22 protein-coding genes and 1 pseudogene are annotated in these 25,816 nt (G+C 29.5%); 5 read left to right on the top strand and 18 right to left on the bottom strand.

Translation table 11 applies throughout. The features are described 5' to 3' along the window. Positions 1–55: 55 nt before the first annotated feature. The 4 genes from NCC77_RS09985 to NCC77_RS10000 form a co-directional block, all read right to left on the bottom strand. Positions 56–778 carry an HNH endonuclease gene (locus tag NCC77_RS09985; RefSeq protein WP_250835436.1) on the bottom strand — a complete coding sequence of 241 codons (723 nt, stop codon included), beginning with the start codon at positions 776–778 and terminating at the stop codon, positions 56–58. Between the two features lie 306 nt (positions 779–1,084). Continuing rightward, positions 1,085–1,540, bottom strand: coding sequence for a hypothetical protein (locus tag NCC77_RS09990; RefSeq protein ID WP_250835437.1), 456 nt, complete (start codon positions 1,538–1,540; stop codon positions 1,085–1,087). A 121-nt stretch (positions 1,541–1,661) separates the two neighbouring features. Continuing rightward, on the bottom strand, positions 1,662–2,453 hold the full coding sequence (locus NCC77_RS09995) for an HNH endonuclease (protein ID WP_250835438.1): 792 nt from the start codon (positions 2,451–2,453) through the stop codon (positions 1,662–1,664). 192 nt (positions 2,454–2,645) lie between these two features. Further along, complete coding sequence (locus tag NCC77_RS10000) at positions 2,646–3,119, bottom strand: hypothetical protein (RefSeq protein ID WP_250835439.1); 474 nt, start codon at positions 3,117–3,119, stop codon at positions 2,646–2,648. Positions 3,120–3,583: 464 nt separating this feature from the next. Here NCC77_RS10000 and NCC77_RS10005 point away from each other — a divergent pair, with 464 nt between their 5' ends. Continuing rightward, complete coding sequence (locus tag NCC77_RS10005) at positions 3,584–4,093, top strand: hypothetical protein (RefSeq protein ID WP_250835440.1); 510 nt, start codon at positions 3,584–3,586, stop codon at positions 4,091–4,093. A gap of 21 nt (positions 4,094–4,114) precedes the next feature. On the opposite strand, the gene NCC77_RS10010 is transcribed toward NCC77_RS10005, so the two are convergent. The 4 genes from NCC77_RS10010 to NCC77_RS10025 form a co-directional block, all read right to left on the bottom strand. Further along, the gene (locus NCC77_RS10010; protein ID WP_250835441.1) at positions 4,115–4,276 is read right to left on the bottom strand and encodes a hypothetical protein; all 162 of its coding nucleotides are present in this window, start codon (positions 4,274–4,276) and stop codon (positions 4,115–4,117) included. Between the two features lie 4 nt (positions 4,277–4,280). Beyond that, complete coding sequence (locus NCC77_RS10015; RefSeq protein WP_250835442.1) at positions 4,281–4,904, bottom strand: recombinase family protein; 624 nt, start codon at positions 4,902–4,904, stop codon at positions 4,281–4,283. Between the two features lie 154 nt (positions 4,905–5,058). Then, positions 5,059–5,361, bottom strand: coding sequence for a hypothetical protein (locus NCC77_RS10020; RefSeq protein WP_250835443.1), 303 nt, complete (start codon positions 5,359–5,361; stop codon positions 5,059–5,061). 18 nt (positions 5,362–5,379) lie between these two features. Next, positions 5,380–5,703 (bottom strand): hypothetical protein, encoded by a 324-nt coding sequence (locus NCC77_RS10025; RefSeq protein ID WP_250835444.1) that lies wholly within the window; start codon positions 5,701–5,703, stop codon positions 5,380–5,382. Between the two features lie 131 nt (positions 5,704–5,834). Here NCC77_RS10025 and NCC77_RS10030 point away from each other — a divergent pair, with 131 nt between their 5' ends. Next, a complete protein-coding gene (locus tag NCC77_RS10030; protein WP_250835445.1) occupies positions 5,835–6,116 on the top strand; it encodes a helix-turn-helix transcriptional regulator in 282 nt (93 codons plus the stop codon). Between the two features lie 71 nt (positions 6,117–6,187). Here NCC77_RS10030 and NCC77_RS10035 read toward each other — a convergent pair whose 3' ends face one another. The 9 genes from NCC77_RS10035 to NCC77_RS10075 all read right to left on the bottom strand — a co-directional run bounded on the left by NCC77_RS10035 (position 6,188) and on the right by NCC77_RS10075 (position 21,309). Then, positions 6,188–8,134: a DUF262 domain-containing protein gene (locus NCC77_RS10035; RefSeq protein ID WP_250835446.1), complete on the bottom strand. Its 1,947-nt coding sequence runs from the start codon at positions 8,132–8,134 to the stop codon at positions 6,188–6,190. Beyond that, complete coding sequence (locus NCC77_RS10040) at positions 8,124–9,593, bottom strand: DUF262 domain-containing protein (RefSeq protein WP_250835447.1); 1,470 nt, start codon at positions 9,591–9,593, stop codon at positions 8,124–8,126. The genes NCC77_RS10035 and NCC77_RS10040 overlap by 11 nt, the downstream gene beginning before the upstream one ends. A gap of 72 nt (positions 9,594–9,665) precedes the next feature. Continuing rightward, positions 9,666–10,919, bottom strand: a complete 1,254-nt coding sequence (locus NCC77_RS10045) for a ComEC/Rec2 family competence protein (RefSeq protein WP_250835448.1) — start codon at positions 10,917–10,919, stop codon at positions 9,666–9,668. Positions 10,920–10,984: 65 nt separating this feature from the next. Next, positions 10,985–11,815, bottom strand: a complete 831-nt coding sequence (locus NCC77_RS10050) for a hypothetical protein (protein WP_250835449.1) — start codon at positions 11,813–11,815, stop codon at positions 10,985–10,987. After that, a complete protein-coding gene (locus NCC77_RS10055) occupies positions 11,808–12,383 on the bottom strand; it encodes a hypothetical protein (protein WP_250835450.1) in 576 nt (191 codons plus the stop codon). The genes NCC77_RS10050 and NCC77_RS10055 overlap by 8 nt, the downstream gene beginning before the upstream one ends. A 12-nt stretch (positions 12,384–12,395) precedes the next feature. Beyond that, entirely contained in the window at positions 12,396–15,425 is a 3,030-nt protein-coding gene (locus tag NCC77_RS10060) for a type III restriction-modification system endonuclease (RefSeq protein WP_250835451.1), read from the bottom strand. A 2-nt stretch (positions 15,426–15,427) separates the two neighbouring features. After that, positions 15,428–17,371 carry a site-specific DNA-methyltransferase gene (locus tag NCC77_RS10065; protein ID WP_250835452.1) on the bottom strand — a complete coding sequence of 648 codons (1,944 nt, stop codon included), beginning with the start codon at positions 17,369–17,371 and terminating at the stop codon, positions 15,428–15,430. After that, a complete protein-coding gene (locus tag NCC77_RS10070; RefSeq protein WP_250835453.1) occupies positions 17,368–18,135 on the bottom strand; it encodes a DUF4391 domain-containing protein in 768 nt (255 codons plus the stop codon). Before NCC77_RS10070 ends, NCC77_RS10065 begins: the two co-directional genes overlap by 4 nt. A gap of 3 nt (positions 18,136–18,138) precedes the next feature. Further along, a complete protein-coding gene (locus NCC77_RS10075; RefSeq protein WP_250835454.1) occupies positions 18,139–21,309 on the bottom strand; it encodes a DEAD/DEAH box helicase in 3,171 nt (1,056 codons plus the stop codon). 162 nt (positions 21,310–21,471) lie between these two features. Between NCC77_RS10075 and NCC77_RS10080 the strand changes: the two genes are divergently transcribed. From NCC77_RS10080 to NCC77_RS10090, 3 genes are all read left to right on the top strand, one after another. Beyond that, entirely contained in the window at positions 21,472–21,750 is a 279-nt protein-coding gene (locus NCC77_RS10080) for a helix-turn-helix domain-containing protein (protein WP_250835455.1), read from the top strand. An 866-nt stretch (positions 21,751–22,616) separates the two neighbouring features. Next, positions 22,617–23,393, top strand: coding sequence for a MarR family transcriptional regulator (locus tag NCC77_RS10085; RefSeq protein ID WP_250835456.1), 777 nt, complete (start codon positions 22,617–22,619; stop codon positions 23,391–23,393). A gap of 104 nt (positions 23,394–23,497) precedes the next feature. Beyond that, positions 23,498–25,255, top strand: a complete 1,758-nt coding sequence (locus NCC77_RS10090) for a recombinase family protein (RefSeq protein WP_250835457.1) — start codon at positions 23,498–23,500, stop codon at positions 25,253–25,255. A 24-nt stretch (positions 25,256–25,279) separates the two neighbouring features. Here NCC77_RS10090 and NCC77_RS10095 read toward each other — a convergent pair. Then, positions 25,280–25,786, bottom strand: a pseudogene (locus NCC77_RS10095) (DUF2400 domain-containing protein); the annotation flags it as partial. Positions 25,787–25,816 lie beyond the last annotated feature (30 nt).

Here is a 25,816-nt window from a genome sequence, read left to right on the forward strand (position 1 = left end):
CGGTAATTCTCTCAAACCTGTCAATTTATGAAAACATATCTTGGTATTAAAGTTTTTATTTAATTAATTGTTTTAGTTCTAAGATTGAAAAAGCAGGTTTTTTTTTGTGAAGCATAGCATGGCAATTAGGACAAACTGGAATTAAGTCTGTTTTTGGATTTACAGAATATTCTTTACCAACTGTCGCTATGTCAATTAAATGGTGAACATGAATAAAATTTCGTCCTAATTCACCAAATTTTTCTTGAAAATTAAAATCACAAACTTGACAACTTAATCCAAAATGCTCTATGCATTCTTGTCTAGCTAATTGATTCCTTTCGTAACTGTTAACAATTATTTGTTTAGTTTTACCTTCGAAATATTTTATTTCATTATCTACTTCGTCTGGAAATACCGTTTCCGCATAATTTTCTTTTACTAAATCGAAATAACGATTATAAATTTCTCTTCCTTTTTTTACTTTAGCTCCTGAAGTTTGTTCATAATATGTTATGTGTTGGTCAAGAGAAAGAAGTGCTTTTCGCAATCCAATATTTCCAAATTCGTAATAAATTTCTTTGAGATAATAATCAGTAGCATAAGCGTTTATTGTCCGTGTGTAAAGTTTCCCCTCTCTTAATTTATAATAAGCATATATATAATCAAGTGCAGAACTTTGTTTAAGTCCAAAATCTGCCACTATGCGAGCGCCTTGGGAAACGGAAATGTTACCTAAATAAACCTCTTTAGCTATTTCGTAAACTTTCTGAATTCTTTCTTCCAAAGTATATTTCATTATGTAAGTTTTTTTAGTGTCAATACTATTAGGACTTAAGGCAACTTGCAAATAGGACTATTTTCAGCTAAACGAAAATACGACTAAAATGTTGACTTTTTAAAAAGTCTTTTCCTAGTCCTAGACTAAAGGTTTCAATGTCAATAAATATTTTTTTTCAACTCTTTAATTTTTTTAATTAAGTCATTTAAATAAAAAAAATATTTCAAGTATTTTTCATATAATTGAAGACTATTATTTTTTGGAAAAAAAAAATGTAATTGACTAGTTTATCCCTTAATACCAAAAAAATCTATTACGTGCAGTTTATTGTTTTGAACTATAATATTGTAAAACAAATGAAATTACCAAAATAAGAAATCCAATAATACCAATCATTCCATTTTCTGTATGCTTTACAATGCTTTTAAGTATTTTGATTGTAATTTCAATTAATATTATTAAGGCAGTCCAAACTACAAATGAACCAAATATTGCGATAATTATAATTCCGTATTTTTCGACTATGGCGTTGAATATTAAATATGCAAAAGCAAAACTTGGAATATAGAAAATCAACATAATTCTCCCTAAAAAACCAAAACAACCAATTTTGCTTAGAATGCTAGTTTTGCCCGAACCCTCCCCTGGAATATCGGGATTTAATGTCTTATTTGAATTAAGAAGATATTTTTGAAACTTTATTAAATTATCTAACTTAATTGCTTCAACCGATACAAGAAATGTCCCTAAAATATTGAGAATAAGAAGTATTATATTCATTTAATATTACATTATAATTATTTTAAAGTTACTAGTGTATTTTGAGCTAAACGAAAATACAATGAAAAAGAAAATTACACTAAATTAAAAATTGCGCACAATTATACTAAAACAATGTAATTTATTTTAAGAATATGAATTTTCTATGGTACTCTAAATATTTTTTAGATTCTTGGAAAACTTTAATTTTCATGTTTTCATAAATACCCAATTTTTCTGCATTTATAAGTCGGCTTGAAATTTTAATTTTTCCATTATTTTTAAAAGTTATGTAACCTAAATCAAAAATTTTATCATACGTAGGTGCTAATAACAGTCCATTAAATTTGTCCAATCTCTCAAAATTATTTGAGAATTTCCAAGGTTTAATATGTGATGCAATTAAAACATTTATTAGCTCATAGTTTGTTAAACAGCAATTTTTATATAAATCTATTAAGTTCTTTCTGTAAATACCTTGTCCAATTCTGCTTAATATAATATTCTCTTTTTCTGTTTTATGCAATGAATTTGCTGATTTTACTTTTTGAATTTCACGTTCTGCATTGACTACGCTTCTATTTTCTACATTATAACTTATAATTTCAGGTTTATTTATTCGTATTAAAATCTGCGTTTGTAAAACTAATATTGAAAGTTCATCAAGATATATTTTTCCCTCATTAGTAACTTCCCATTTATCTTTATTACTATTTGTTAAATAATCTTCTTTAACTAAGTGACTTCGAACGAAAGCTAATTCATTTCTCCATTTTTCCTCAGTTCTTGAAGGTAAATTTTTAAAGTCATTTTCATTAAGTATTATTATATTATTTTCAAGAATGAAATTTAACACTTCGTTTTTAGATGCATTATAATTTAAGTTTTTAAGCGCAAAAAGTATTAAAAATCTATTCTGTTGTTCTTTATTCATATTTGATTATTTAAAATATAACATAAATTTTCACGGCTCAAGTAGTACGCAAATTATCAACACGAAAATACGTTGAAAATGTTAATTTCACTAGATTGCTTTTTAATCATTTTGGGAACAATAATAAATTATTTATCAAAGATTATATTCTGTATTTTTATTCTTCTTTTTTTCTAATAGAAATATTCCGACTTAATTAATTCTTTTCATAATCTCAATAATTCGAAAACATTCACTCATTAAAGCTGAATCTTTTATTTGAGCTGTTTTATACGGCTTAACAGAGGAAAGACTAGGTTTGAGTCTATCAACTTCTCGTCCAGATTGTTTTTTTGTAGATGCTCCAGTTGGATGGTCTGTATTTGTTCTTATTTTATTTGAAAGCTCCTTTTTCGTATTTTCATGTTTTGTCCAATTCTTCGCAAATACTATCATTTTATCTAATACCTCAATTTTCTCTTTGTCTTCATCATTAGATAAAGAATGATTATTTGAAAATGAATTAAGTTTTGCTAATTGCGATTTTGTTGCTTTTTCAAGTGCAACATACCTAAGAGCCTCGTCAAATCCTTCAGGTTTTTTATCTTTTAAAATATACTTATCAATATTCTTTTTAAGTTGGTCTAATACACTTGGAGGTATTGTGATTAATTCATTTTGTTCCATATTTCTCTTTATCATAAATATCTAAGAAAAGATGATAACTCATTATTTTTTAAGTCAAAAAAAATCCAAAAATTTTTTTTTTGATTTTGGATTCTTTTTCTTGGATTTTGGAAAATTCTGGTAAAAAATGAAAATATATTCGCACGCCTAATCGTTGGTGTACACTTTTAAAATAGGCATTTAAAAAGTGGAGTCATGGATTCTCCAGAGAATCATACTTTTAGTAGAGTTGTTTTGAAGAGATACTGAAAAAAATCTTTTTTCTAGAATTAGTTATTAAGATAAATGAGTTTAATTTAGACTCATCTTTATTATATTTAGCGCTTATTAAAATTAAAATCTTTTTAAAAGCATAGTTTATGGATGACTTCGAAAAATTTTTGAATGAAAATTATTCTTTTGATTCAAGCCCTCGGGAAATTGCTTCTATTCATGAAGCTGGTCATGCAATCATATATCACTTAATGAATTGTAGTATAGATAGTATAAATATTCATAATAATGGAGATGGAATCGTTAACTGCCCTGTTTATACGCCACGAAACTTCCTTAAATCTCATGATACTTTAGATATTGAAATGTATAATTATGGACTATTATGCTTTTCAGGTTATATTGCTGAGTCTAAATTTTCAGATTTGGTTTTAGATATTGGACACCTATATAACTTAAAAGATGTTCAAGAAGGGAATGATTTTACAGATTATAGAGATGAAATGGAATTTGTTAATTATAAAATCGATGAAGAAAAATTTGATTTTGATTATTTTGAGAATATCTACAATGAGACCGATACTTTAATCAATAATGATTTGATATGGAAAGCGATAAATAAATTATCCGAAGAACTAATTAAAGATGAAGATGGAATGCTGTTGGGATATAGAGTACATGAGATTTTAAATGAATACATCCCTAGAGACAATAGTCAAAAGGTTTATGGAGTTCCTATTGATTTTTCGTTTATGGATTAATAAGAATAGATTTTGTAAAAATTAGCCCTTTTGTAAATTATAATACTTGCCATTTACAAACAGGGCTTTAACTCCCATTTTGATGCATATCTGATTCACCTCCCCAGTTGTAAGATTATCAGCATCTTTAACATTAAAAATATATTCCTTTCTGTCTTCTTGATGTTTGATTTTAATTTGCATAGCTTTAATTTTGTTTTTGAAGAATGCTAACTACTTTTTTTACTGTATTAGCAGAAACTTTATAATCATTATCGGAAGCCAATTTTGCAATTTGCCTAAGTGAAAGAGTTGGATTGGTTTTTAAAGACTTAACCACTCTCTTATGTTTTAATAGTGTTTCTTCTGCTGAATCAGTTGTTCCTTTCACTCGCCCTTTATAGACCCCACGAAGCTTACTTTGAGCAATTCCTTCAGCTTGTCTTTCTAAAAGTGAAGATTTTTCTAGGCTTGAAAGCTCTGATAGGATTGTTGTAATTAGATTAAAAACAGGATTGGCTTTGCCATTAATCATGGACTCTAAACCTAAATTATCTATTTTAACTACAACACTTTTATCATAGAAGTACTGAAGCGTTTGAAGTACATTGATAGTTGACCTTCCACATCTGTCAATAGCATGGTAAGAGACGTAATTTATCTCTCCCGCTTCAACGGCTTCCATCAGTCTTCTACCTTGTGGTCTCTCGTTGAATGGAACAGAACCACTTATCGTATCAATAAATAGTATTTCATCAGGATGGGCTTTTGCCATCTGGCGCAAATTAGATTGTTGAGCCGTACTTTGTCTGATGTATCTAGCTTTTTTCATAAGGGTATAAATTGATGTTTTTTATGAGTAGTGTGCAATTTTTGGGTGGTGTATATTGCACAATTTATTTTATTAAAAATACTAATTGATAAAATTATTTAATGTGTACTGTATGGTTATAATCTAATTTTGCACAGATTGAAGATTATTTACCTTAAATCCAATCAATGATAGGAACCAGCATATCACAGTATGCACCTTCATAAGTCTTGACTACTTCACGATTTTTGTTGATGAATATTATTGTATAATCATCAATCCATCTCAGGCAAACTTTAACCCATCCTTTATGAACTAATCCATTAACTTTAAAAGATACACCTCCTTCAAATTCCTTAGATTCACTGATAGCACAATAGCTATTTGCTCCCCATGCCATAAGTGCTGAGCGGTCAGCGTAGTTAATTTGATTTATTATTGTTTTTGCGATTTCCATTGTTCTTGATGAAGTTTCCATTTTGTACTTTATTAAATGTTAGTCTAAAGCTCCAAAGCCTCTTATAAATCCCTCTGTTGAAGTTTGATTATAAAAGCTTTCAAATTGTATTGCAATTACTGATTCTGTTTTGAAAAGTTCAGCAAGTGCTTTAATGGATTTTGCCCCAACAATACCAGCTTTAGTCCAAACCTGATTAATACGGAAATCATTTCCTTTTCTTTCCTCTTCCAAAATTGCATTACCAAACTCTTTCAAGTTAGAATAAGGTCTGTAACCATTTTTAGTAACCAACTGAAGAGTTAAACCTCTTAAGTTTTCTTTTATATCTTTAATTTCAGATTTAAATTCAGTTGCTATCATAAATCAAGTTTTACTTCATTAATATAATACAAAGTAAAGCTTTGTTTTATTAATAAGCAAATATTACTTCATTTATTTTTCTAAAAATAAAGTTTTACTTTATTTTTGTTATATTTGTAAAAAATATAAATATGGAAATTCTAAGATTAAAAGAAATAATGAATCAAAAGGGTGTTAGCAGAGAAGACCTTGCTAGTAAGGTTGGTGTTAGTATGACCACAATAAGTAATATTAACTCTGAAAAAAATTTACCGACAATAAATTTACTATTACAAATTGCTGAAGCTTTGGATGTTGATATTAGAGAAATGTTTGTACCAACAAAAGGAAGCTCAGTCACCCAAAATGAAGTTGACCAAGCTAAAAGGTTGTTTGAAAAAGGATTGAATCTACTAAATGGTATTGTTAATTAAAACAACGCACCTAAACACTACATTTTTATAAGTAAAATATGCTGTTTTTAATTAAAATTTGTTTTTTAGTTTTACTTTAATTCACTTTTTAATAAATCAATCATATCGCTATTATGTTGTGTAATTGCTTTTTCATTCCATTCTTTAATAGAATCATCCATCATTACATACTGTTTAATACTATCTATATTTTTTAAATAGAATTCTTTTTTATTAGAAGGGGAAAAATTACTCAAACGTGAATTTTTACTGTGACTAATTAAACATAAATTTCCAAAACAATTCAGAATTCCTAAATCATCCATTTTAGGGAATCCCTCCATTGGTGTTTGCGGATAGTAATGTTCAACAGAGCTTCTAGCACTAAAATCATAATTTTTTATTTTAGCGTCATTGTGAGCTAATTTTTTCCAAAGCAAATAATCAATATAGTTGAATAATAAGTTATTAGTAATCTTGCCAAATGTGAGTTTATCTTCATCTATATCTGTGTCCCAATCTGGAATTTTTAATGTTTCAGGTTTAAAAATCATTGGATAATAATCTTTAGAATCTTTCGCAAGGAATCTTTTAAAAACAAACGATTTAACAGTCTTTTCAAGATATTTAATATATTCTGAACCAATGATTTCATCTTGATAAAAAAGATAGTACATAGAAGCATTTAACCAATATTTATAAACCATTGTAGGTGCTGAAATATGAAACATTGCCAAAAGCATTAATAGAGTCCTGTTTTCATCCAGTGCTTGCTCATTATTTTCCAAACTAAATGTATTAACATAGCTTACCTTATTGTCTTTGTACCATTTTAGTCTTTTTAAACTCCATTTATCCGTTCCACCAATAAACTCCCTTTTAATGATATTTCTATCGAAAAGAAATTTTGATTTTAATAGACTGAATGCATAATCTTTTACAAATGAAATTTTCTCTTCATCTTCTTTAAGTAATTTCAATTTTTTCTTAAATTCATCTACTAATTTTTTATCATCTAATGGAATATCTTCTTTGTCTTGTATCCTCAATACATGTAATAAAAAATTCTGAAAATTTATAACAGATGTGAATCGGTCTGGACTTTCATCAGTTTCCCTTTGCTCTGATTTAAAAGTTTTTCCAGCTATTATTTCATCTATGGTTAATGGGGCATCACTTTCTAAAGAAAAATTTAGATGTGAATCAATTTTGGATTTTAAATCATCAAAATTTCGATGCTGAAACTGATTCCAATCATTATGTCCAAAAATGATATTTCTTTGATTTGTATTAAACCCATATTGAACATATCGTTCCATATTAGAACATGCTTCCCATATTAAATGAAAAAGATTGTTACACTTTAACTTTTCATATTCATCTTTAATTAAATTAAGAACAGATAATAATTCAGCTTTTAAAACTTCATGTTTTTCTAATTGTTCCCCTCGACTATTCATTATCTCAAAATAATGATTGAGATTAGTGTCATGTGGAACTGGAACACGAATAATTTTTACGTTTTCATATAAGAACTTTGCAAAAGCATTAATTGGAACTTTTTCTTCATCCAATCTCTTAGTTAATATATTATCAGCTAACTCGTATGCTTCCTTAATTCCTGTATTATATTCTTTATGGTTTTCAAAATGGTCTTCAAAAACAGCTTTCAATGTTTCTGTTGAATTTTTTCTACTGTCGAAAGCTAAATTCAACTTTTTAAACCAATCAAGTTCATAGTTATGCTTGTTCCTGATTACTGAAGTCAAAATTGATAATGTTGTCAGTCTTTGTTGTCCATCAATAGTCTCATAAACGATTGTGTTATTTTGCTCTCTTTCATATACAACCAAAGTTCCGATATAGTAATTTATCGGTAGCTGACTTCCTTTCGGTATATAGTCAATAATGTCTTGAATCAACTGAGTAATTTGCTCTTCTCCCCATGCGTAATTTCTCTGATATGAAGGAATAACATATTGACTATCTCCGTCCAATAATTTTTCAATTGAAAATTCAGGTATATTATTATTGCGCATAGTAGTATTTTAGAGTAGTGAACAATTCTTTTATTCCTTTAGGGTTGCCTTCATGATTTCCAGATAATTCCATTTTTGATGCGTTTACAGTTTCCACTGGAGGTAAATACATTGAAAGAATAGAAAAAGGTGTTGTGGCATCTTTCATTAGCTTAAACACATTTATTTCATCAACAACATAATTATCTACAGAAGCTAAGTACACAGCTTGATGTCGTAATCTAAGACTGTATGCCCAAATGAAAAATTTCTCGATTGCACGTGAAAGTTCAATATTTCCAAATTTATCAATGTAATAAATCAGAGAACAATCAAACATCATTCTGATATATTTGTCACCAATTCTACCTCTGCCATCATAGTTTTCCATAACATAAATGATATCTCTGGCTTTTGTATCTAAATCTGGATGATTTGCTAAAGTGTTTTTATAGTCATCTAAAACTCTTTTGTAATGTGTAATCATTTCAAAAAAACGTCTTCCATTGATAACGGTTTGGTCTAATTGAAATGGAAATTCCATAAGATTTAAATCAACATTTCTATCATTATGTTGATTGTACCCATCTACGTAAAAGTGAGAAATACATAAAGGTTTAGTATGGGGGTAATTTTCTATTTTACCGATAGTAATACCTTTGAAAAGGTTTGTTTCGTTTTTGGTAAAAAAACGTGCAGAATTCCCTTTTGACCATGATTTTACACGAAATAGATATTCGCCAAACAATGAAACCAATTCGTTAGTTTCCATGTTTTCCCATGTAGAGATAACTTTACTTTTTTGTTGTTCTTCTGATTCTCCGAACTCTCTCAAGTGATAAGCCTTTAATAAATCATGTGGGTCTAAGTCTTTACCTCTAGCATTTTGTGAATCAAAAAACTGGAACGCTTCAGAGACGTCACTTAGCACAAACTTGATAAACTGACATTTGTTGAATAAAAATGAAATAGTTTCTTCATCTATCGAAGCTACTAAACGTTCAATTTCTCGATAGTTGTTTTGTATGTTGGTAATTGAAATTTCATTCTTAAAAGAAGGAACAACCATCTTGTTTTTTATGCTTCCAATTTGTTCTTTTAAAACTTTATTCTGAATAATTATTTCATCCTTTTCAACAGCTTTTATTATGGCTTTTGTTATCAGAATTAGCGTGATTGTACGTTGCTGACCGTCAACTATATTGTACTCAACTATATTGGTTTTATTATTTTTTTCTTGATGAATAACAATTGTGCCTAAGCGATAAGCTGATTTGTCTTTGTGGACAATAATATCATCAATTAATTGTATTACATTTTTAGTTTCCCATTTATAAGGGCGTTGATATATTGGAAACTTAATATTAGAATAACTCAACAATGTAGCAACATCAATAATATCAGGTAAGACTTTACTTGTATTATTATCATTGGTAGTTTCCTTTTTATCGACCTCGTAAATCTCTTCTAATTCATTCATAGCAAACTACTTTACATTATAAATCTTTATCTCGCATCTCATCTTTGATAATATTTATCAGAATCCTAATTCCTAAATTATTCTATGATAATCTGAACTAGTACATGTGCAATTAGGACAAGTACATCCGTCTGTTCTATGCATAGAATTAAATTTGGCTTCGATTACGTTTTTAACGTACGGAAAAGGATGACCATGTTTATTTCCAGATGAAATAATAGAATTGCTACAATTTTTTGTACATGCACCTATTAGACTTACTTTTCCAGCATGCCCACCATGATGTGGTACAACAACATTTAGTTCATTGTTATTACAATTAGGTATTAGAAAAGTGTCAATTTGTTCATAATGATGGTCTCCAGGGAAAATAAAATCGATATTTTTTGCATGTAATGATAATAGAAGCCCTCGCTTATTTCTATCACTACAATTAGTTCCTTTATAAATTTTCAAAACATTTGTAGTACAGATTTCTGTCAGAACACTTGTCGCACCAGCTCCTGTTCCTTTTGGGTTCATTTCTATCGCGCAGACATTTGTATTTCTACTTAATTTATCAAAAGCTCTCCTCATTGTATCGTTTTCCATTCGTTTCGGTACTATACAAAAATCGAAAGAACTAATTACTGCATCAGATAATTCAAAAATACCATTGTAATGGTCAATATCCCAGTGACTTATTATTAATATTTTTTTAAAAGAATAATTTTCTTTTAGTATCGAATTAATTATTACTGCTCTTTTCTGAGATGTTGTTATTCTATTATATGTACTATTAAAAACTTGCGAAGATGATGCTCCTAAATCGTAAACAATTAGAAATTCTTCATTAAATAATATTTCGTTCCAATTTCCTTGTCCTACATCATAAACAGAAACCTCAATTTTATCGCTATTTACTTTGTCATTAATATAACTTGTGAAATTTACTGAATTACCCGCTGAAGAGTCTTGAGAATATGTTGTATAACTTAAAGCACTTTCAAATCTAGGAGTTATGTCACTTGCATTATATGTCAATGCCATATAACTTGAGAGAATTTCTCCATCATCTGAATCGGTAGTCCAGTTGTTATTTTCGATAAAAACAGTTGGCATATTGTAATAGTGTCCTTCTCTAGGGATTCCACCTTTTTTAAATGTGACGTTTTTTACTTCAAGCATTGAATTTGCTCCATTCTTCTGTCTTTCAATGAGCTCGTAAAATATTTCTTCATTACTATTTATGACTGGGAAATCAAGTAATAAATAATAAACGAATTGATTATTGGCATTTAGATATTTATTTATTTTTTCTATGAAAACAACAATTTTTTTTGACATAAATTTCAATGCATATTTTTAATGTCTCCACTTTTTAGTAGGCAAAAAGTGCAAACATGTGTTTCTTACTTTAGTATTTCCTTCAGCTTTTCTTTTTCAGACCATTTAAGCGGTTCTTCATTATTAGTATGCTGTCTAAGAATATTTATCTGATTTGATAATAATACTGGGGCATACCCATCTGCACTATCATTCATCAGTACAATTTTATTATCAATATAAGGGGCGTATTTTGAATTTGAGGCAATCTCAAAATTTAAATTTGTTCTAGCTATACTATTTGAATAGTTGGTAATATTTGACCCCGTCACATAACTAATCAATGAAAGTCTATTTCTTTTTTCAATAATTGCACTAAATCTAACAGTTCTATATTTTTCTTTATCCAAACTAGCTCTAAATTTTCTATCCCCTTTGTCAATTATTGATTCAAGAAATGCATTAGCATTTTTCCGAAATGTTTCTTTTTCCTCTTTTTCTTTTAAATCATCAAGTTCGACTGTTGCTGATGAAACACACATAGAAATGAATTGTGCTAAATCATATATTAAGTTAGGAACTAATATTTCACTAGTAGTGGTTTTATAATAATGTTTGCAACCTTTTTTATCAGTTGTTGTTTTTATTTGATAATGATTTTCATAATGATAAAGTATCTTTAATAAATATTGATTATCATAATCAACTTGCGATTCATATGCCTCTGAATTTAATAAACCTCCATCGGAAACAATAAATTTATCGTCCCTTTTTGTTAGAAATAAAGAGACAAACTTATTTGAAGTTGTTGAATATGGAGTAATTATTTCAATCGTTTCAGCTCCTCGATATTTAAATGACCATAATTGGTCAAAACAAAACTTAATATTCTCGTAAATTTCATGATATTTATTCATAATCAACTCCATTTAGTGGATTAAAACTATCAGTATCTAAGTCTAATTCAGAAGTTGGAGTTTGTTTTATCTCAATATATTCTGAATTGTAATATGTTTTAGATTCATCACAATAATGTGCCATACATAAAGAGACATCATTTAAAAGTATTTCACGAGTAGTTGGATTTTTTAAAGAGTCTGTTTGATAAGCAATATTTCTTCCTTCATTATCAAATTTATGAAAGTGAGGGGTGTCAATTTTAAGCTCATTTAAAGGCGTTAACGGTATTTTATTTAAATGTGAAACGCCATCGGAATCAAAACGGAAAAATGGTTCAACAGTCAAATCCTTTGCTCTTAATTTGAACTTGAAACTTCTTTTGTCATGTACCTTTGATTCTATTAATAGTTCCATATCCATTTTGATTGTAGGATGTTCAACTTTAGCAGATTTTAATCTCGTATCAGAATGATTGTTTTTAATTTCATCTAATACGATTATTTTCTTTTCACAATTTTTTTCACCTCCCAATAGTTTTTCATATTTCTCAAAGTGAGTTTGGATTTCCGCATTGTTTTTAGCCATAAATCTTAAATTTTATTTATTCAAAGCATAATCTTCAATATCTGCCAGTTCAGTCGCAACAATCATTTTACTGCCAATAGCATTAAAATGTCGTTTCCCACATTTAATTTTACCTGCTTCTTTTGGTCTTAAATCAAATAGTCCTGTACTACCTTTGGATTCAACTACAAAATATAATTTTTCATCATCTTGGTCTTTCCACATAATAGCCCAGTCAGGATTGTAGGTTCCAAGGGGAGTATCGATTTTAAACCAATCTGGAAGTTTGGCATAAACCGAAATGTTATCACTGTTTTCAAATTGTTTTGCCAAGTTTGACTCTACATTAGAATCGTAAACTACATAATTATATGGAGATTTTGAACTCTCTTTCAAATTGCTTTTCAGATAACCAAACAATTCTTTGTTTTCAAAAAGTTCTTGGCTGTAATATTCTGCATCCCCAATTTTCTTGTAACTAATTCCGTCAATGATGTGTAAATTCATTTGTTCGTTGATAATATCAATACAACCTTCAATGAATTTTTGAGGATTAATTTTGAAATAATCCAATTTATTGATTCCAGTTAAAATTGTTACAATCGATTTTCTTGTTAGCTGGGTTTCATTCTGAAGGTAACTTACTATGTCTGGTAATCTTTCTACTTCATCTTTGATACTCGTTGTTTCACTATTAGGACTTATTGTAGCATCAACTCCACCAGCATTAATTGAGATAGAAGCTTTTGTATAAATAAGTTTTCCTCTTGTAATTTTTAAACGGTCATTAATTGCATTAATACATTCTTTAACTAATTTGTCAGAATCAAAGTTTACTGAGAAAGTAGTTTTAAATTTTACTTTTTCCCATAGTTCTCTAAACTCTGGACTGTCTAAAATTCTTTTGTTTACAGTAACTAATTTTTTGTCTGCTTGGTTTTTTATTTCAAGTCTTCCAGCGGTTTCTTTTAAAGTGTTTAGGATTTGATTTAAAACATTCTCTTGTTCTTTGAACTCTTCAGGAATAACAACATTATCGGCTTTAATATCGATTTTTAGTTTGTCCTGAACCTTACCTTTTGCATCGATATAACCTTTCTCAATTAGGTATTTGAAAAGCTCTTCTGATTTTTCTTGTCCTAAATATACATTATGCTCTTCACCAATTTCAACGACAATACTACTAAAACTGTGCTTTTCGATAATACCGAATTTAATCCCCGTTTCTTTTTCAATTTCTTTCTGAAAATTATCTACAAATTCAGCATAGGTTTCAGTAGCCATGACGGTTAAAGTATTCACTTCATGACCGTATACACGTTCTCCCTTTTGATTTACACATAAACGCAAACCACGACCTATTTCTTGTCTTCTTCTAATTTCCGAACCACCAGCATCTTTTAAAGTGCAAATCTGGAATACATTTGGATTATCCCATCCTTCTTTTAATGCAGAGTGAGAGAATATGAAACGTAATTTTGAGTCAAAGCTCAAAAGCATTTCTTTGTCACGCATAATAAGATTATAAGTATCTTCATCTGCGTTGGTATTCCCTTTTGTGTCTTTAAAGTATTCATATTTGTCTTTAGAATTACTTTTTTTAGCTTTTTTATCAATAGAGAAATAACCATTATGCACTTGATTTGCTTCAACTTCAGCATCTTTTATTTCTCCAAATAAGCTAGCGTATTTTGGTTTTGCTATTAGCTTCAAATACTCTTTTTCGAAAATTTCAGCATACTCACCATTAGCAACATTACCATCTTCATCATATTGGCGGTATTTGCTTACAGAATCAATAAAGAACAAAGAAAGAACTTTTATTCCTTGAGGATTTAATACTAATTCTTTGTTTAAATGCTCTTCAATAGTCTTACGAATTAAAGCAGTTTTTATTTGCTTATCATCTACATTTCCTATCGCTTCACCTAGTTTTATTATTTCATCTTTACTGGTGAAATCAATGTATTCATTGCCAGCTATTGCATAAATATCTTTTATAATATAGCCTTCGTATTCAGCTCTGTCTGTTATTTGTTCTAAATCATGATTTTGCTTTACATCAACCGTTTTTCTTTTGATACTTCCGTCCTTAAAAATGTCCAATTCAACTTTAGCTATTGGAAAACCTTTTGAAATCTTAACATCAACAAGTCTAATATAAGCATTGTTGTTGATGCCTTCAGTTTGAACGGAACCAACCTCAATTTGTTTAACTAACTTCTTTTCATAAGCATCTACAGCATCAAGCTTATACATCATGTTGATTTTATCCTCTTTGCGGTGAGTTGCTGAGTATTTTATTATTGCTATCGGGCTTAGACCTTGAATTGCTTTCTTTCGAGTTTCTGTACTTATTGTAGTTTGGGGTTCATCAATAAACACGACTGGATTAGTATTTCTGATTAAATCCAAAGGTTTATATCCTAATGAGTCATTGTATCTGTGAATGATGTTTGCGCTTTTCTTTTCGTCTTCTGGTTTTTCAAAACTTTTTGCAAAAGCATCAATATTAATAACCATAATTTCTAAACGGTCATTAGTAGCAAAATCTCTAACTTCATTTAGTTTGCTGGAATCATAAACAAAGAAATTGTAGTTGATATTATCATACAATTCTCTTAAATGTTCTCTAGTTATTTGTAATGATTTATAAACCCCTTCTTTGATTGGAATAGAAGGAACTACAATAATATGTTTAGAAAACCCATATTTTTTATACAGTTCAACAATGGTTCTCAGATAAACATAAGTTTTACCTGTACCTGTTTCCATTTCAACTGTAAAATCAAGATGCTTTCTATCTACTTCAGTTTTTGTTGAAGGTTTTAATCCATTGGATAGTTGAATTCTTTGAGTGTTTTCTAGAATTTGTCCTTCAGTCAATAGTAATCTATTACCATAGCCTATATCAGTAAAACCAATATTTTGCTGTTTGGCTAAAAACGCTGGAGAATAGACCGTAAAGTTAGAATCGCATTTTTCTTGACCACTGAAAATATCAACGATTGCTTCAATAGCTTCTTGTTGGTAGTTTAACGAACTATCAAATTGTATTTTCATACTTATATACTTTTGATTTCATTAATACCAAAACGTTTCAAAGTTTGCACGGAGTTTGTTTTTTCTACATCTCCAAAACCAGAATCTTTAAATATTACTCTACATGCTTCTGGATTTAAGGCTTCTTTCCATGCACCAATTCCTTCAGCAACTTTATTGGTAATATTATTGGCTAAACAAATAAATAAAGCTCCAAAACCAACACTAAATACTTTTTTCCCTTCTATCAATTTTTCTTCAATAGGTAAGGTTAAATCTAAACCGTATTTCAATAATATCTCGAATAATACATCTTCTTCGGTACGACCTGTCTTAATGTTGTCTTGAGAATCAAACAAATTATCTACTAAATTATCTGGATTGCCATCCCAACCTTTGATGTTCGAACTATCTAGTTTAAAAACTTTGAAGCCAATATCTAAATTATCAATTGCTATTTGTAAATTATCGATTTCATCTTTGTCTTCCTGAAGTAAGCTATTTTTTGATTTTAACTTATTAAGCCTTTCCGTTTCTTCTGCAACTATTTTATTTCCTGCTCTACGGATACGTTCTTTACCAATTTCCACTATACTTTTATAGCCATCTTTAAACGCATCACTCTTTTCATTAGTAGGTTCTGGCAATTGAACTTGGATAAATTTACGATTTCCTTGGTCTTCTGCATTAAGTTGCATGACAGCATGCGCAGTAGTAGCGGAACCAGAAAAGAAATCTACAATCAAGTCATCTGAGCTTGTATATAATTCTAATTCTCTTTTTATTAAATTTACAGGTTTAGGATAGTCAAAATAAGCTTGTCCATTAAATAATTTTTTCAGACTTTGCATTGCTTCTTGAGAATGTCCCACTTCTGAATATTTCCAAATTGTCATTGGAGTAATTGTATCTTTCACTTCAGATAGAAAACGTTTAATTGAAGGTGTTGCATCATTGTTTGCCCCAAACCATATTCTATTGTCAGCACAAAATTCATCAAACCGTTCTTTATTTAAGCGCCAACTGTAACCTTTGGGAGGTAATACTGTTCTGCCTGTTGGTAAAGTAATTTCATAAATATTTTCTTGAATAGCTGGTCCAACTGATAAATCACTTGATTTCCAAATACCTCTTGAGTCATTATCTGGGTTTGAATAACGAGCATTTGCTTCTTCACTTCTTTTCAAACCATTATTTATTAAATTAGATACATTTTTTGCAAAGCATAAAATAAAATCATGATTTTCCGAAAAGTGTTTTTTCAAATTAACTGGTGAATATGCTCTTTCCCAAATCAACTGAGCAACAAAATTATCTTCTCCAAAAATTTCATTACTTAATTTTTTGAGATTTTCAACTTCATTATCATCAATACTCATAAAAATTACTCCATCGTCTTTCAGTAAATTTCTAGCTAAACTCAAGCGAGGATACATCATATTTAACCAATTGGAATGATATCGTCCATCACTGTCAGAATTAGTAGAAAGTTTATTTCCTTCATCATCAACTTGACCAGTAATTTGCTGGTAATTTTTAAGGTTGTCTGTGTAGTTGTCTTTATAAACGAAGTCTTTACCTGTATTATAGGGAGGGTCAATGTAAATCATTTTTACCTTGTTATTGTAGCTTTTTTGCAACAGTTTTAGTACTTCAAGATTGTCGCCTTCAAGGTATAAATTTTCGGTAGTATCCCAGTTTACACTTTCATCTTTAGCTGGTCTTAAAGTTCCTGTACTTGGTTTGTGTGCTTCTCTACGGGCTTGAGCTTTACCAGCCCATGTAAAACGGTAATATTCCTCTTCGTCTTCAATTTCTTTTCCCAAAATATCTTGTAGCACCTTAAAATCAATTTTACCTTCAGTAAGTACTTCAGGAAAAAGTTCTTTCAATCGTGCAATATTATCATTTACTATATCTAAACTTTGAGTCAGTTCGTCACCTTTTTTTACTTGTTCTATGCTCATAGTGTATTTAATAAGTTTTTTATATTTTCTATTTCGTTTCTTTTTCTTTGAATATCAATATTTAAAGAAACTTTGGTATTGAGTTGTGTTTCCTTTTTTATTTGGTTCGACAAAGTAATGATTTCTTTTTCGATTCTTTGTATAGTTTCGAGATGTTTTAGGTCGTCTTCAGTTCTTACAGAACTTCTTAAATTGAAGGTTCCTGTAACCATTGCTGTTTGAAATTGAACAATAGCACTGGTATAACTTTTATATGTTGTTTCTAAGTTGGTTTTGTCCAATATTGAAAAATCCACAGCTTTAAAAAAAGCAGTAACAAACTCATTTTTATATAATTTTAAAACAGTCGGGGAGTTGATAAAAGCCTCAATAGTTCGTTTCGATTTATCATTTTGATTGATTTTTTTGTCACAAACATTTACTACAAATTCATTTGCATTTTCAATAACCAAAACAATTGGATAGGGAATGTGTTTCTGGAATAAATTAGCCACTTTATCAATTGTACCTTTCAAAAGATTTTCAGATACTGTACAAGTGATAATTTGAATTTCTTCGAAAATATAGATTTCATTTTGGAATAAAGCAATATTAGAGTTGGATGGTTTGATACTTGCTAACCATTCCATCATGATAATTTCATTCAATATTTTTTTGTCAGCTGAACTCAGTTCAAAGTTTCTAATAAAGAAAGCTTTGCTTATTTTCTTACTGACAATAGCCCTATCAGGTATATTTAATATTTTATTGTAACTAAAACTCATTGCTTATTTAATAATCAGATAGCTGATTAATTCTAAATTTTCTTCCTGATTAATAACCGAACTCAACAAGCTAGTTCCTCCAGCAGTAGCCAATGAATCCAGTCCTACTTCTTCCTGTACACCAATGACTTCGTGAATAGCGGTTTTTAGCAAATTAGCGTAGACTTCCATTTTTTTATTTGCTTTGGTTTCTTTGTCAAATTCGGCAATTAATTCTGGAATGATTCTATCATTACCCATTGCTAATTTTCTGAAATAGTCTAAAGCCGTTTTTGTTTGCGAAGCTTTGACGATTTCGGTTCCATCTATACTAATATAAACCAAAAAGAAAGGATATAAGATGTTGTTTTTAAGTTTAGAAGCAAAGTCTTCACTGTTTCCTTTTAAACAAAAAATAACACCTTCTTTTACATGTTCAAGATTTGATTTTACGATGGAGTAGGAAGCTTTGGGTATGTGCTTCAATTCTTCTAATTCGGAATCAGTACTTTGTTCCAAATTAATTTTAAAATCATTAAAAGTCAAATCAGTGATTGATATATTACCATGCACATCTTCAAGGTCAATCACTTGGTCTTGCAGTTGTTTTAGTTGTCGTTTGCGATATTCTAAATCCTGCATACGACTGTCTTGAGAAATAATATTATCCTCTCCAGTAGCCGAGACATCAAGCATCACCATTCTTCCCTGAACACGAGCCACCAAATCAATAAAGCTATCCAGCTCCATTGAAGGAAAGAAATTTACCAGTTGAATGCTTTCATTTTTAGAACCAATACGGTCAATACGTCCAAAACGTTGAATGATACGAACGGGATTCCAGTGAATATCATAATTAACTAAATAATCACAATCCTGAAGGTTTTGACCCTCAGAAATACAATCGGTACAAAACATAATATCAATTTCATTTTTCTCGTCTGGATATATTTCATCCCTCTTTTTAGAAAGTGGAGAGAAGTTGGTCAAAATGGTGTTCAAATCTGTTTTGCACTTCGGCATATTGGTTTTATTAGTTCCTGAACCCGTAACCAATGCAGAATTTAACTTATGCTTATTTTTCAACCAATCATGTAATTCATCATACAAATAGTTGGCAGTATCGGCAAAAGCTGTAAATACAATTACTTTTTTATTATCGGGGTTTATCGGATTGTTTAGCTTGTCTTCAATTCTATTTTTAAGCTCTAATAGTTTTGCATCACGTTCTACATCAATCAATTTGATATTTCCTAATAATTTAACTAAAATTGATTTGTCCAATTTTAGGTCTTGCTTCCATTGGATGTTATCTAAATCCTGAATCAATACTTTCGTTTTTCCACCGACCAATAAATCTTCTAACTCAGTATCATCAATTTCAATATCATTAATACCTAAATCCAAATCATAAGCTCCTGATTTATGATTTTCTATTAACCTTAGATTTTCATCAATGATGGCAATTAATTTTTCAACAGTCAATTTAAAAGAATGGATAGAGCTCTCTAAACGTTTTAGAAGGTTAACACGCATTAAATAAATTAAACTCTGCTCACGGTCAACTTGTTTGAAAACACCACCAGTGCCCGTTTCTATATCATATTTCGCTTCATATTCGTCTCTTTTATCTGCTCTTACATAAGCTAAAGGAGTATAGGATGCTAAAGTCAATGTACTGATTTCATCATAAATTTGTCCGATATTGCTGAACTGACCTTTGGTGTCAATCTCTGGAGTAATGGTTAAGGGTGTGAGTCTATTTGGGAAATTACCAATATCAGCCATATCATAGTATTTCTCAATATGTTTACGAGACCTCGCAATAGTCAACATATCTAAAATTCTAAAATAAGAACCGTCTAAACTTTCCATTAATGCATTAACATCTAAATTGTTTGGGTCTCCGTTTTTGTACCAATTGGTGAATTTTCTTTGGGCATCACGCATTACTTGAGTGATACTATCTATGCCATATTGTGAAAAAGCTCTATCATTTCCTTCAGTAATAAATGAAACTTGATTTTTTAAATCGTTCATTTTATTATTTACAGGAGTAGCCGATAGCATTAATACTTTTGTCTTGATGTTTGCTTTTATAACATCATTCATTAATTTTTTGTATCGAGTCATTCCCTCTCTCTTATTGGGATTGTTCCTGAAATTATGAGATTCATCAATAACAACTAAATCATAATTCCCCCAATGAATCATTTCCAAATCAATATCACCTGATTTTCCTCTTTCTCGGGTTAAATCTGTATGGTTTAAAACATCAAAATTTAAACGGTCTTCAGCAAGGATATTTCTTCTATCACTTAATTGAGTATAAATTTTCCAGTTCTCTCTTAATTTTTTTGGTGCTAAAACCAAGACTCTTTTGTCGTTTCTTAAAAGATAATATGACATTACTGCTAAAGCTTCAAATGTTTTTCCTAATCCAACTGAATCAGCAATTATACAACCTCCATAAGTTTCTAATTTTTCAATAGCACCAATTACGGCATCTTTTTGAAAATTATAAAGCATACTCCAGATTTTAGTGTTTTTAAAACCTGTTCTCTCTAGTTTTTCGTCTGCTCTTTCATTTATTGTTGAATACTGAAATATTTCTTTGATACTATATTTGTAAATAGCTTCTGGAGATATATTGGAAGTTCCTTTTTCTAGTAAGGCTTTTACATTATCGTTTAAAACTGTCTTGCTAGAGTCCCAAGCATTTTTGAATAACGGTAAAAATGCGTTTGTAGGTTCATTGATATTAACTATACATAATGGTATTTCAGAGTTTAAAACTCCTAAACAAACAGAATCTAAGTCCAATGGTGTTAATGAAAAAGAGTTTATTGTTCCTTCAGTTTCTATAATTAGAATGTTCTGGTTAGCAACGATACCTTTTCTAATTTGAATTTTGTTATCAATCAGTCCAATTACTTGGTTTATTCTGTACTTTCTGTCCAGTAAAAGATTTAATTTATTCTCAGCTTCATTTTGAATAAATCGAAAATCATCCTCAGTACCAAAATTATTATTTAATAATATCTGTACTTGTTTAGATTGTGAAAATATAGCCAACAATTCAAATAAAGCAAATGCTGTAAAATGGTTGCAACTTATGTAAATATTAGAATCTGGATTGATTAAGGTCTGAAGTTCCTCAAGTAACAATCTACTTTTGTTGTCTATAATATTCATTATCAAGGATTAAATGGAGAATAACTATTTTAATGTAAGCATATAAATGTAGTGTGTTTTGTATGTTTTTTTGATTTTTTTTCTCTCTTTTTTGGAATTAAACTCTTAAATTATTAAAATTCAGTGTTTTAATTAAATAGATATTCATTAAAATTTTTACAAATGGAAAACGCAATCATGTTACATAATTTGACTCCCAGCGATTTGGAGGAATTAATTAAAAAAGTTGTATATGAACAATTAGAAGCTTTTAGAGGAAATGCGTCAACAGAAAATCCAGACGAGTTATTAACTAGAGAAGATGCGTGCTTATTGCTAAAAATTAGTTTAACTAGTCTTTGGAATTGGACGAAAAAAGGAAAATTAAAAGCTTATGGAATTGGTAATCGTGTCTATTATAAACGTGGAGAACTTATAGAAAGTTTGATTAGGATTAACTAATCAAAGGAGTGATTTTGAATGTTGAATAATTTTATTTTCAAAATTTGTTGAGCGTTTGAAGGCATTATCATTTTAATCCAGTAACAATGGAATGAAATGTGCTCTGACAGGGCTGAAAACAAGGATTGGGAATATGTTGTTAGGGAGTGATTACTGGAGCGTATTGGGGAATAAGGGAGGTGTATTTGCGCTATTAATAACCAAAAAGGTACCGTGGGCTGGGTCTATTTCTTCAAGTTGAGATTGGATGCGGTAATCGTTCGGCTTCTGCTTTACAAGTTGAGATATGGATTTTCGTTATACTTATTTTTGAGTTGAGATAAGTTATGTTTAAGAATTAAAAGCACTAAAAATTTATATTAAGACTAGTTGGAATGGTTTACATAACCTTTATCCTTATGTGTTAGTGATGTATCGGAGTATAAACGAAGATACTCACTAGAACACATACTAATTTAATATATTCACACTCACCTCACGGAGTGTTATATTACTATTATAGTATATGGTATAGTAATTACACCCATAAAAGGTATAAAAAATATACCATTAACTCAATATTGAATAAATTAGAGTAAAGAAATTATACCAACGCTGGGGAAGAAAATTAAATTTCAACGGAGATAAGGATGTGTCTGTTAGGTTCAATGAAATATTTAAAAAATAATACGATTGATTTGAAATAGGATTGACTTTTTTTTTACTTTGATTATACTTGTTTAATATTATTGTAGATTTAAGATGTTAATTGGTAACATGTATATTAATCTAACGATTGATTATTTTGGTTGCTGATGGGGTCATGTCCATCAGCTTTCCTCACCAAACACAAGAGGAAAAAATAACAATGAGGAAATAAAATTAAAATGACAAACAAAACAGTTATTCGTAAAGAAAACCTAAGCGGGCAATTTACAACAATTCACAATTCAATTTTGTTAGACAAAAGACTAACACCAATAGCTTTTAGACTATTGACAATGATACTATCTGATTCAGATACCAAATTCAACTTATCCCAAACTCTTTATGTGAATCGGCTAGGTATAACAAAACAGACTTTTTTTGATGCTTTAGGTAATCTTGAAGAATGTGGCTACTTGAGAAAAGTTGATATTAATAGAGACAAACCAACGAAGAAAATTGTTTATCACTATACTGTTTCAGAGTTTGGGAATCTTAATCCAAAAGAACCAGAACCAGAACTATCAGTTTTGGAAAATGCAGTCGTACAAGAGTCTGCAGAAATTAAAGAAACTCTTCTACCTGAAGAGGAAATTGCGACAGATGTGAATGAATATTTATTATCAATTGTAAATTTATTAGAAAATGCTGAAGTTGCTGATTTCATATTGAATATGATTGAAAAAGAATCAACATTAGGAGAAATTAAAAAATGGGTCAAAAAATATTTGACTGATAAGTATAATCAAGAATTAAATTCTATCAGCGATAACAAAGAGCATCCAAAGGCGTTTAATGACTTTAAAATCTGGCTCAAATCAGAGATTTTTGAAAAATATAATCTTGAGGTTAATGCTTCAAATAAATGGTTTAGATTAAAAAATATCAAATATGCTAAGCCTTATGAAACGGATTATGAAACAAAGATGGGAGACTATTATGAGAGCGCTAAAGACTAAAAACATGGATTAATTTTAATTCAAAGTTAAAATTAAAAGTTTTTAATATGCTACCTTAATTAGTCTTATTAACTAATTTATTATGTTTGTTAAAAAATACACTTATGCTTGCTATTTATTGTCGTACATCTAAAAACAAAGAAGAAGGAACAGATTATTCAATCGAGACTCAACAACAAGGAGGCATAAAATTGGCTAGTCAATTGGGTGTTGACTATAAATTTTATATTGACGAAGGCATGAGCGGAACATTGGCTATTGAAGATAGACCATCACTAGCAGATATGATGTCTGATTTAAAAAAAGGAATTATATCTAATATTTATTGTATAGACCAATCTAGAATTGAACGTAATTCTGCAGTCTGGAATATTTTTTCTGCTGAGTGTACTATTCACGAATGTAAATTTTATCCAAACGGAATTGAATTTGATTTCAGTAATGACGAGAGTGTTTTAGGAAGTAACTTAATCTCATTAGTTAACTCTTATTATGCTAAAATCACATCCAGAAAAGTAAAACTAGCTAATTACAACAAAACTTTAAAAGGAAAAACTCATGGTATGAAACCTTACGGTTACAAACGTGATGAAGATAATAATTTTGAAATATTTGAAGAAGAAGCTCAATATGTTCGTAAAATGTTCAAATTATCGCTTCAAGGAATTGGTAGTTATACTATTGCCAATATTTTAAACGCTGAAGGTGCCCCTACAAAATTTAACAAATTTAAAGGAAAAATAAAACGAAAAAATGAATTTACCAAGAACATCATCGAATTTGAAAAAAGCGATGTAAAATGGAGAGGAAATGTAATTCATGACATGCTAAAAAATCCTATCTATAAAGGTATACGAATTTGGAACAAGGATGATATCGAAAAAAGAATTGAGGTTAAAATTGATGTTCAAATAATTGAGGATGATTTATGGAATAAGGTAAACGATAATCTTCCTAAAAATATTAAAAATGTCGGTAAAAAAGCTGAGTATCATTATTTATTAAATGGAATAATTACATGTGGACATTGTGGTAACGAAGTTCTAGGCAAAAAAAGACCTAAAGGGAATGATAACTCATATAAATGCAAAGGTAAAAGACCACCTCATAAAAATTGTAACGATAGTCGAGCAATTTCACTTCCTAAGCTTGAAAACTTTATTATTCATCATCTATTCAAAACAAAAAACTTAAAAGATTTACTAATTGAAGCTCCAAAAAGTAACTTATCAATTCCACTTAGAGAAAAATTAGAACAAAAAAAGAGTGAATTAATTGGACTTAATAAACAAATTGACCGTCTTGCAAAATTGCTGATAGACCCTGAATTAGAAGATGATGAAACTTTTATTAACGACTATAAATTATCGAAAGCAAAAAGAATAAGAATAAATTCTGAAATCGAAGAATTACAGGCGAAAGTTTTAGAAGTTGAAAACGAGACTAGAAATTCGAGAACTAAAACTTTAATAGAAACGTATACTGATGATATTCAATTTGATGAAATTAAACGATTAGTTCATTCTTTAATTGAAACTATCATAATTAGACATAAAAAAGAAGAAAAATCAGGTTGTTATTTTGTAGTCATCAAGTATAAAAATTACTCCGAAGAATCTTTATTTATGACAAATTATAAAGCCTTAGATTGGATATGGCATTCCTACTATCGAGAAAAAGCATTAAGTGAAGAGCAACTTGCTGAAGATATTGAGGACTTAAGAGCTATTTATGAATTTAAAGGAATTCCTTTTGACGAAGAAGTAGATTTAATTGATTATGAGGGAGCAAATGTCATGACTTCTATGCTTGGAGATGATGGCGTACAACTGAATCCAAGTGAATTAATTTTATTTGATTAATACCATTCTAATTACCCGCATTTACATATTAATTCTTTTTGCTGCCGAATTGTTTAATGGATCTGAAATATGTTTTTGAGTTCGCGCCAAATGATCGGTTTCAAAGAATATCTTTTTGAATTCGCTGATGCTTTTCTGCAAACTGTCTTTTTCTTGATTTTTAGCAAAAACATTTTCCAGTCCATTATGGTTTTGATAAATGTTTTTTAAGCCTTTTATGAAGCCGGCAAAATCATGTCCGTTGAAAGTTCTATGCACAAAAGTTTCTAGTCTTGCCAAGTCTTCGTCAGAATGTGACATAACGAAATCGTAAGGCGTGTTGCCCATTAATTCCATCATTTTATGCGAATTCTTGATAATCATTTTACGGTTTCCCCAAGCAATAGAAGCGCTAAGAAAACCCGCAATTTCGATATCTTCTTTTTGAGTAAAGAGATGCGGAATCTGTACAGGATCACTCTCTATAAAATCCTGATTGTTATATTGAATGACTTTTTCGTCTAGAAATTCTTTAAGTTCTTTTTGGTTCATTTTAAATGAAATATTCTTTTGTGTTCGAGT

Origin of the sequence: Flavobacterium tyrosinilyticum, assembly GCF_023656565.1 — a bacterium.
Classification (GTDB): Bacteria; Bacteroidota; Bacteroidia; order Flavobacteriales; family Flavobacteriaceae; genus Flavobacterium; species Flavobacterium tyrosinilyticum.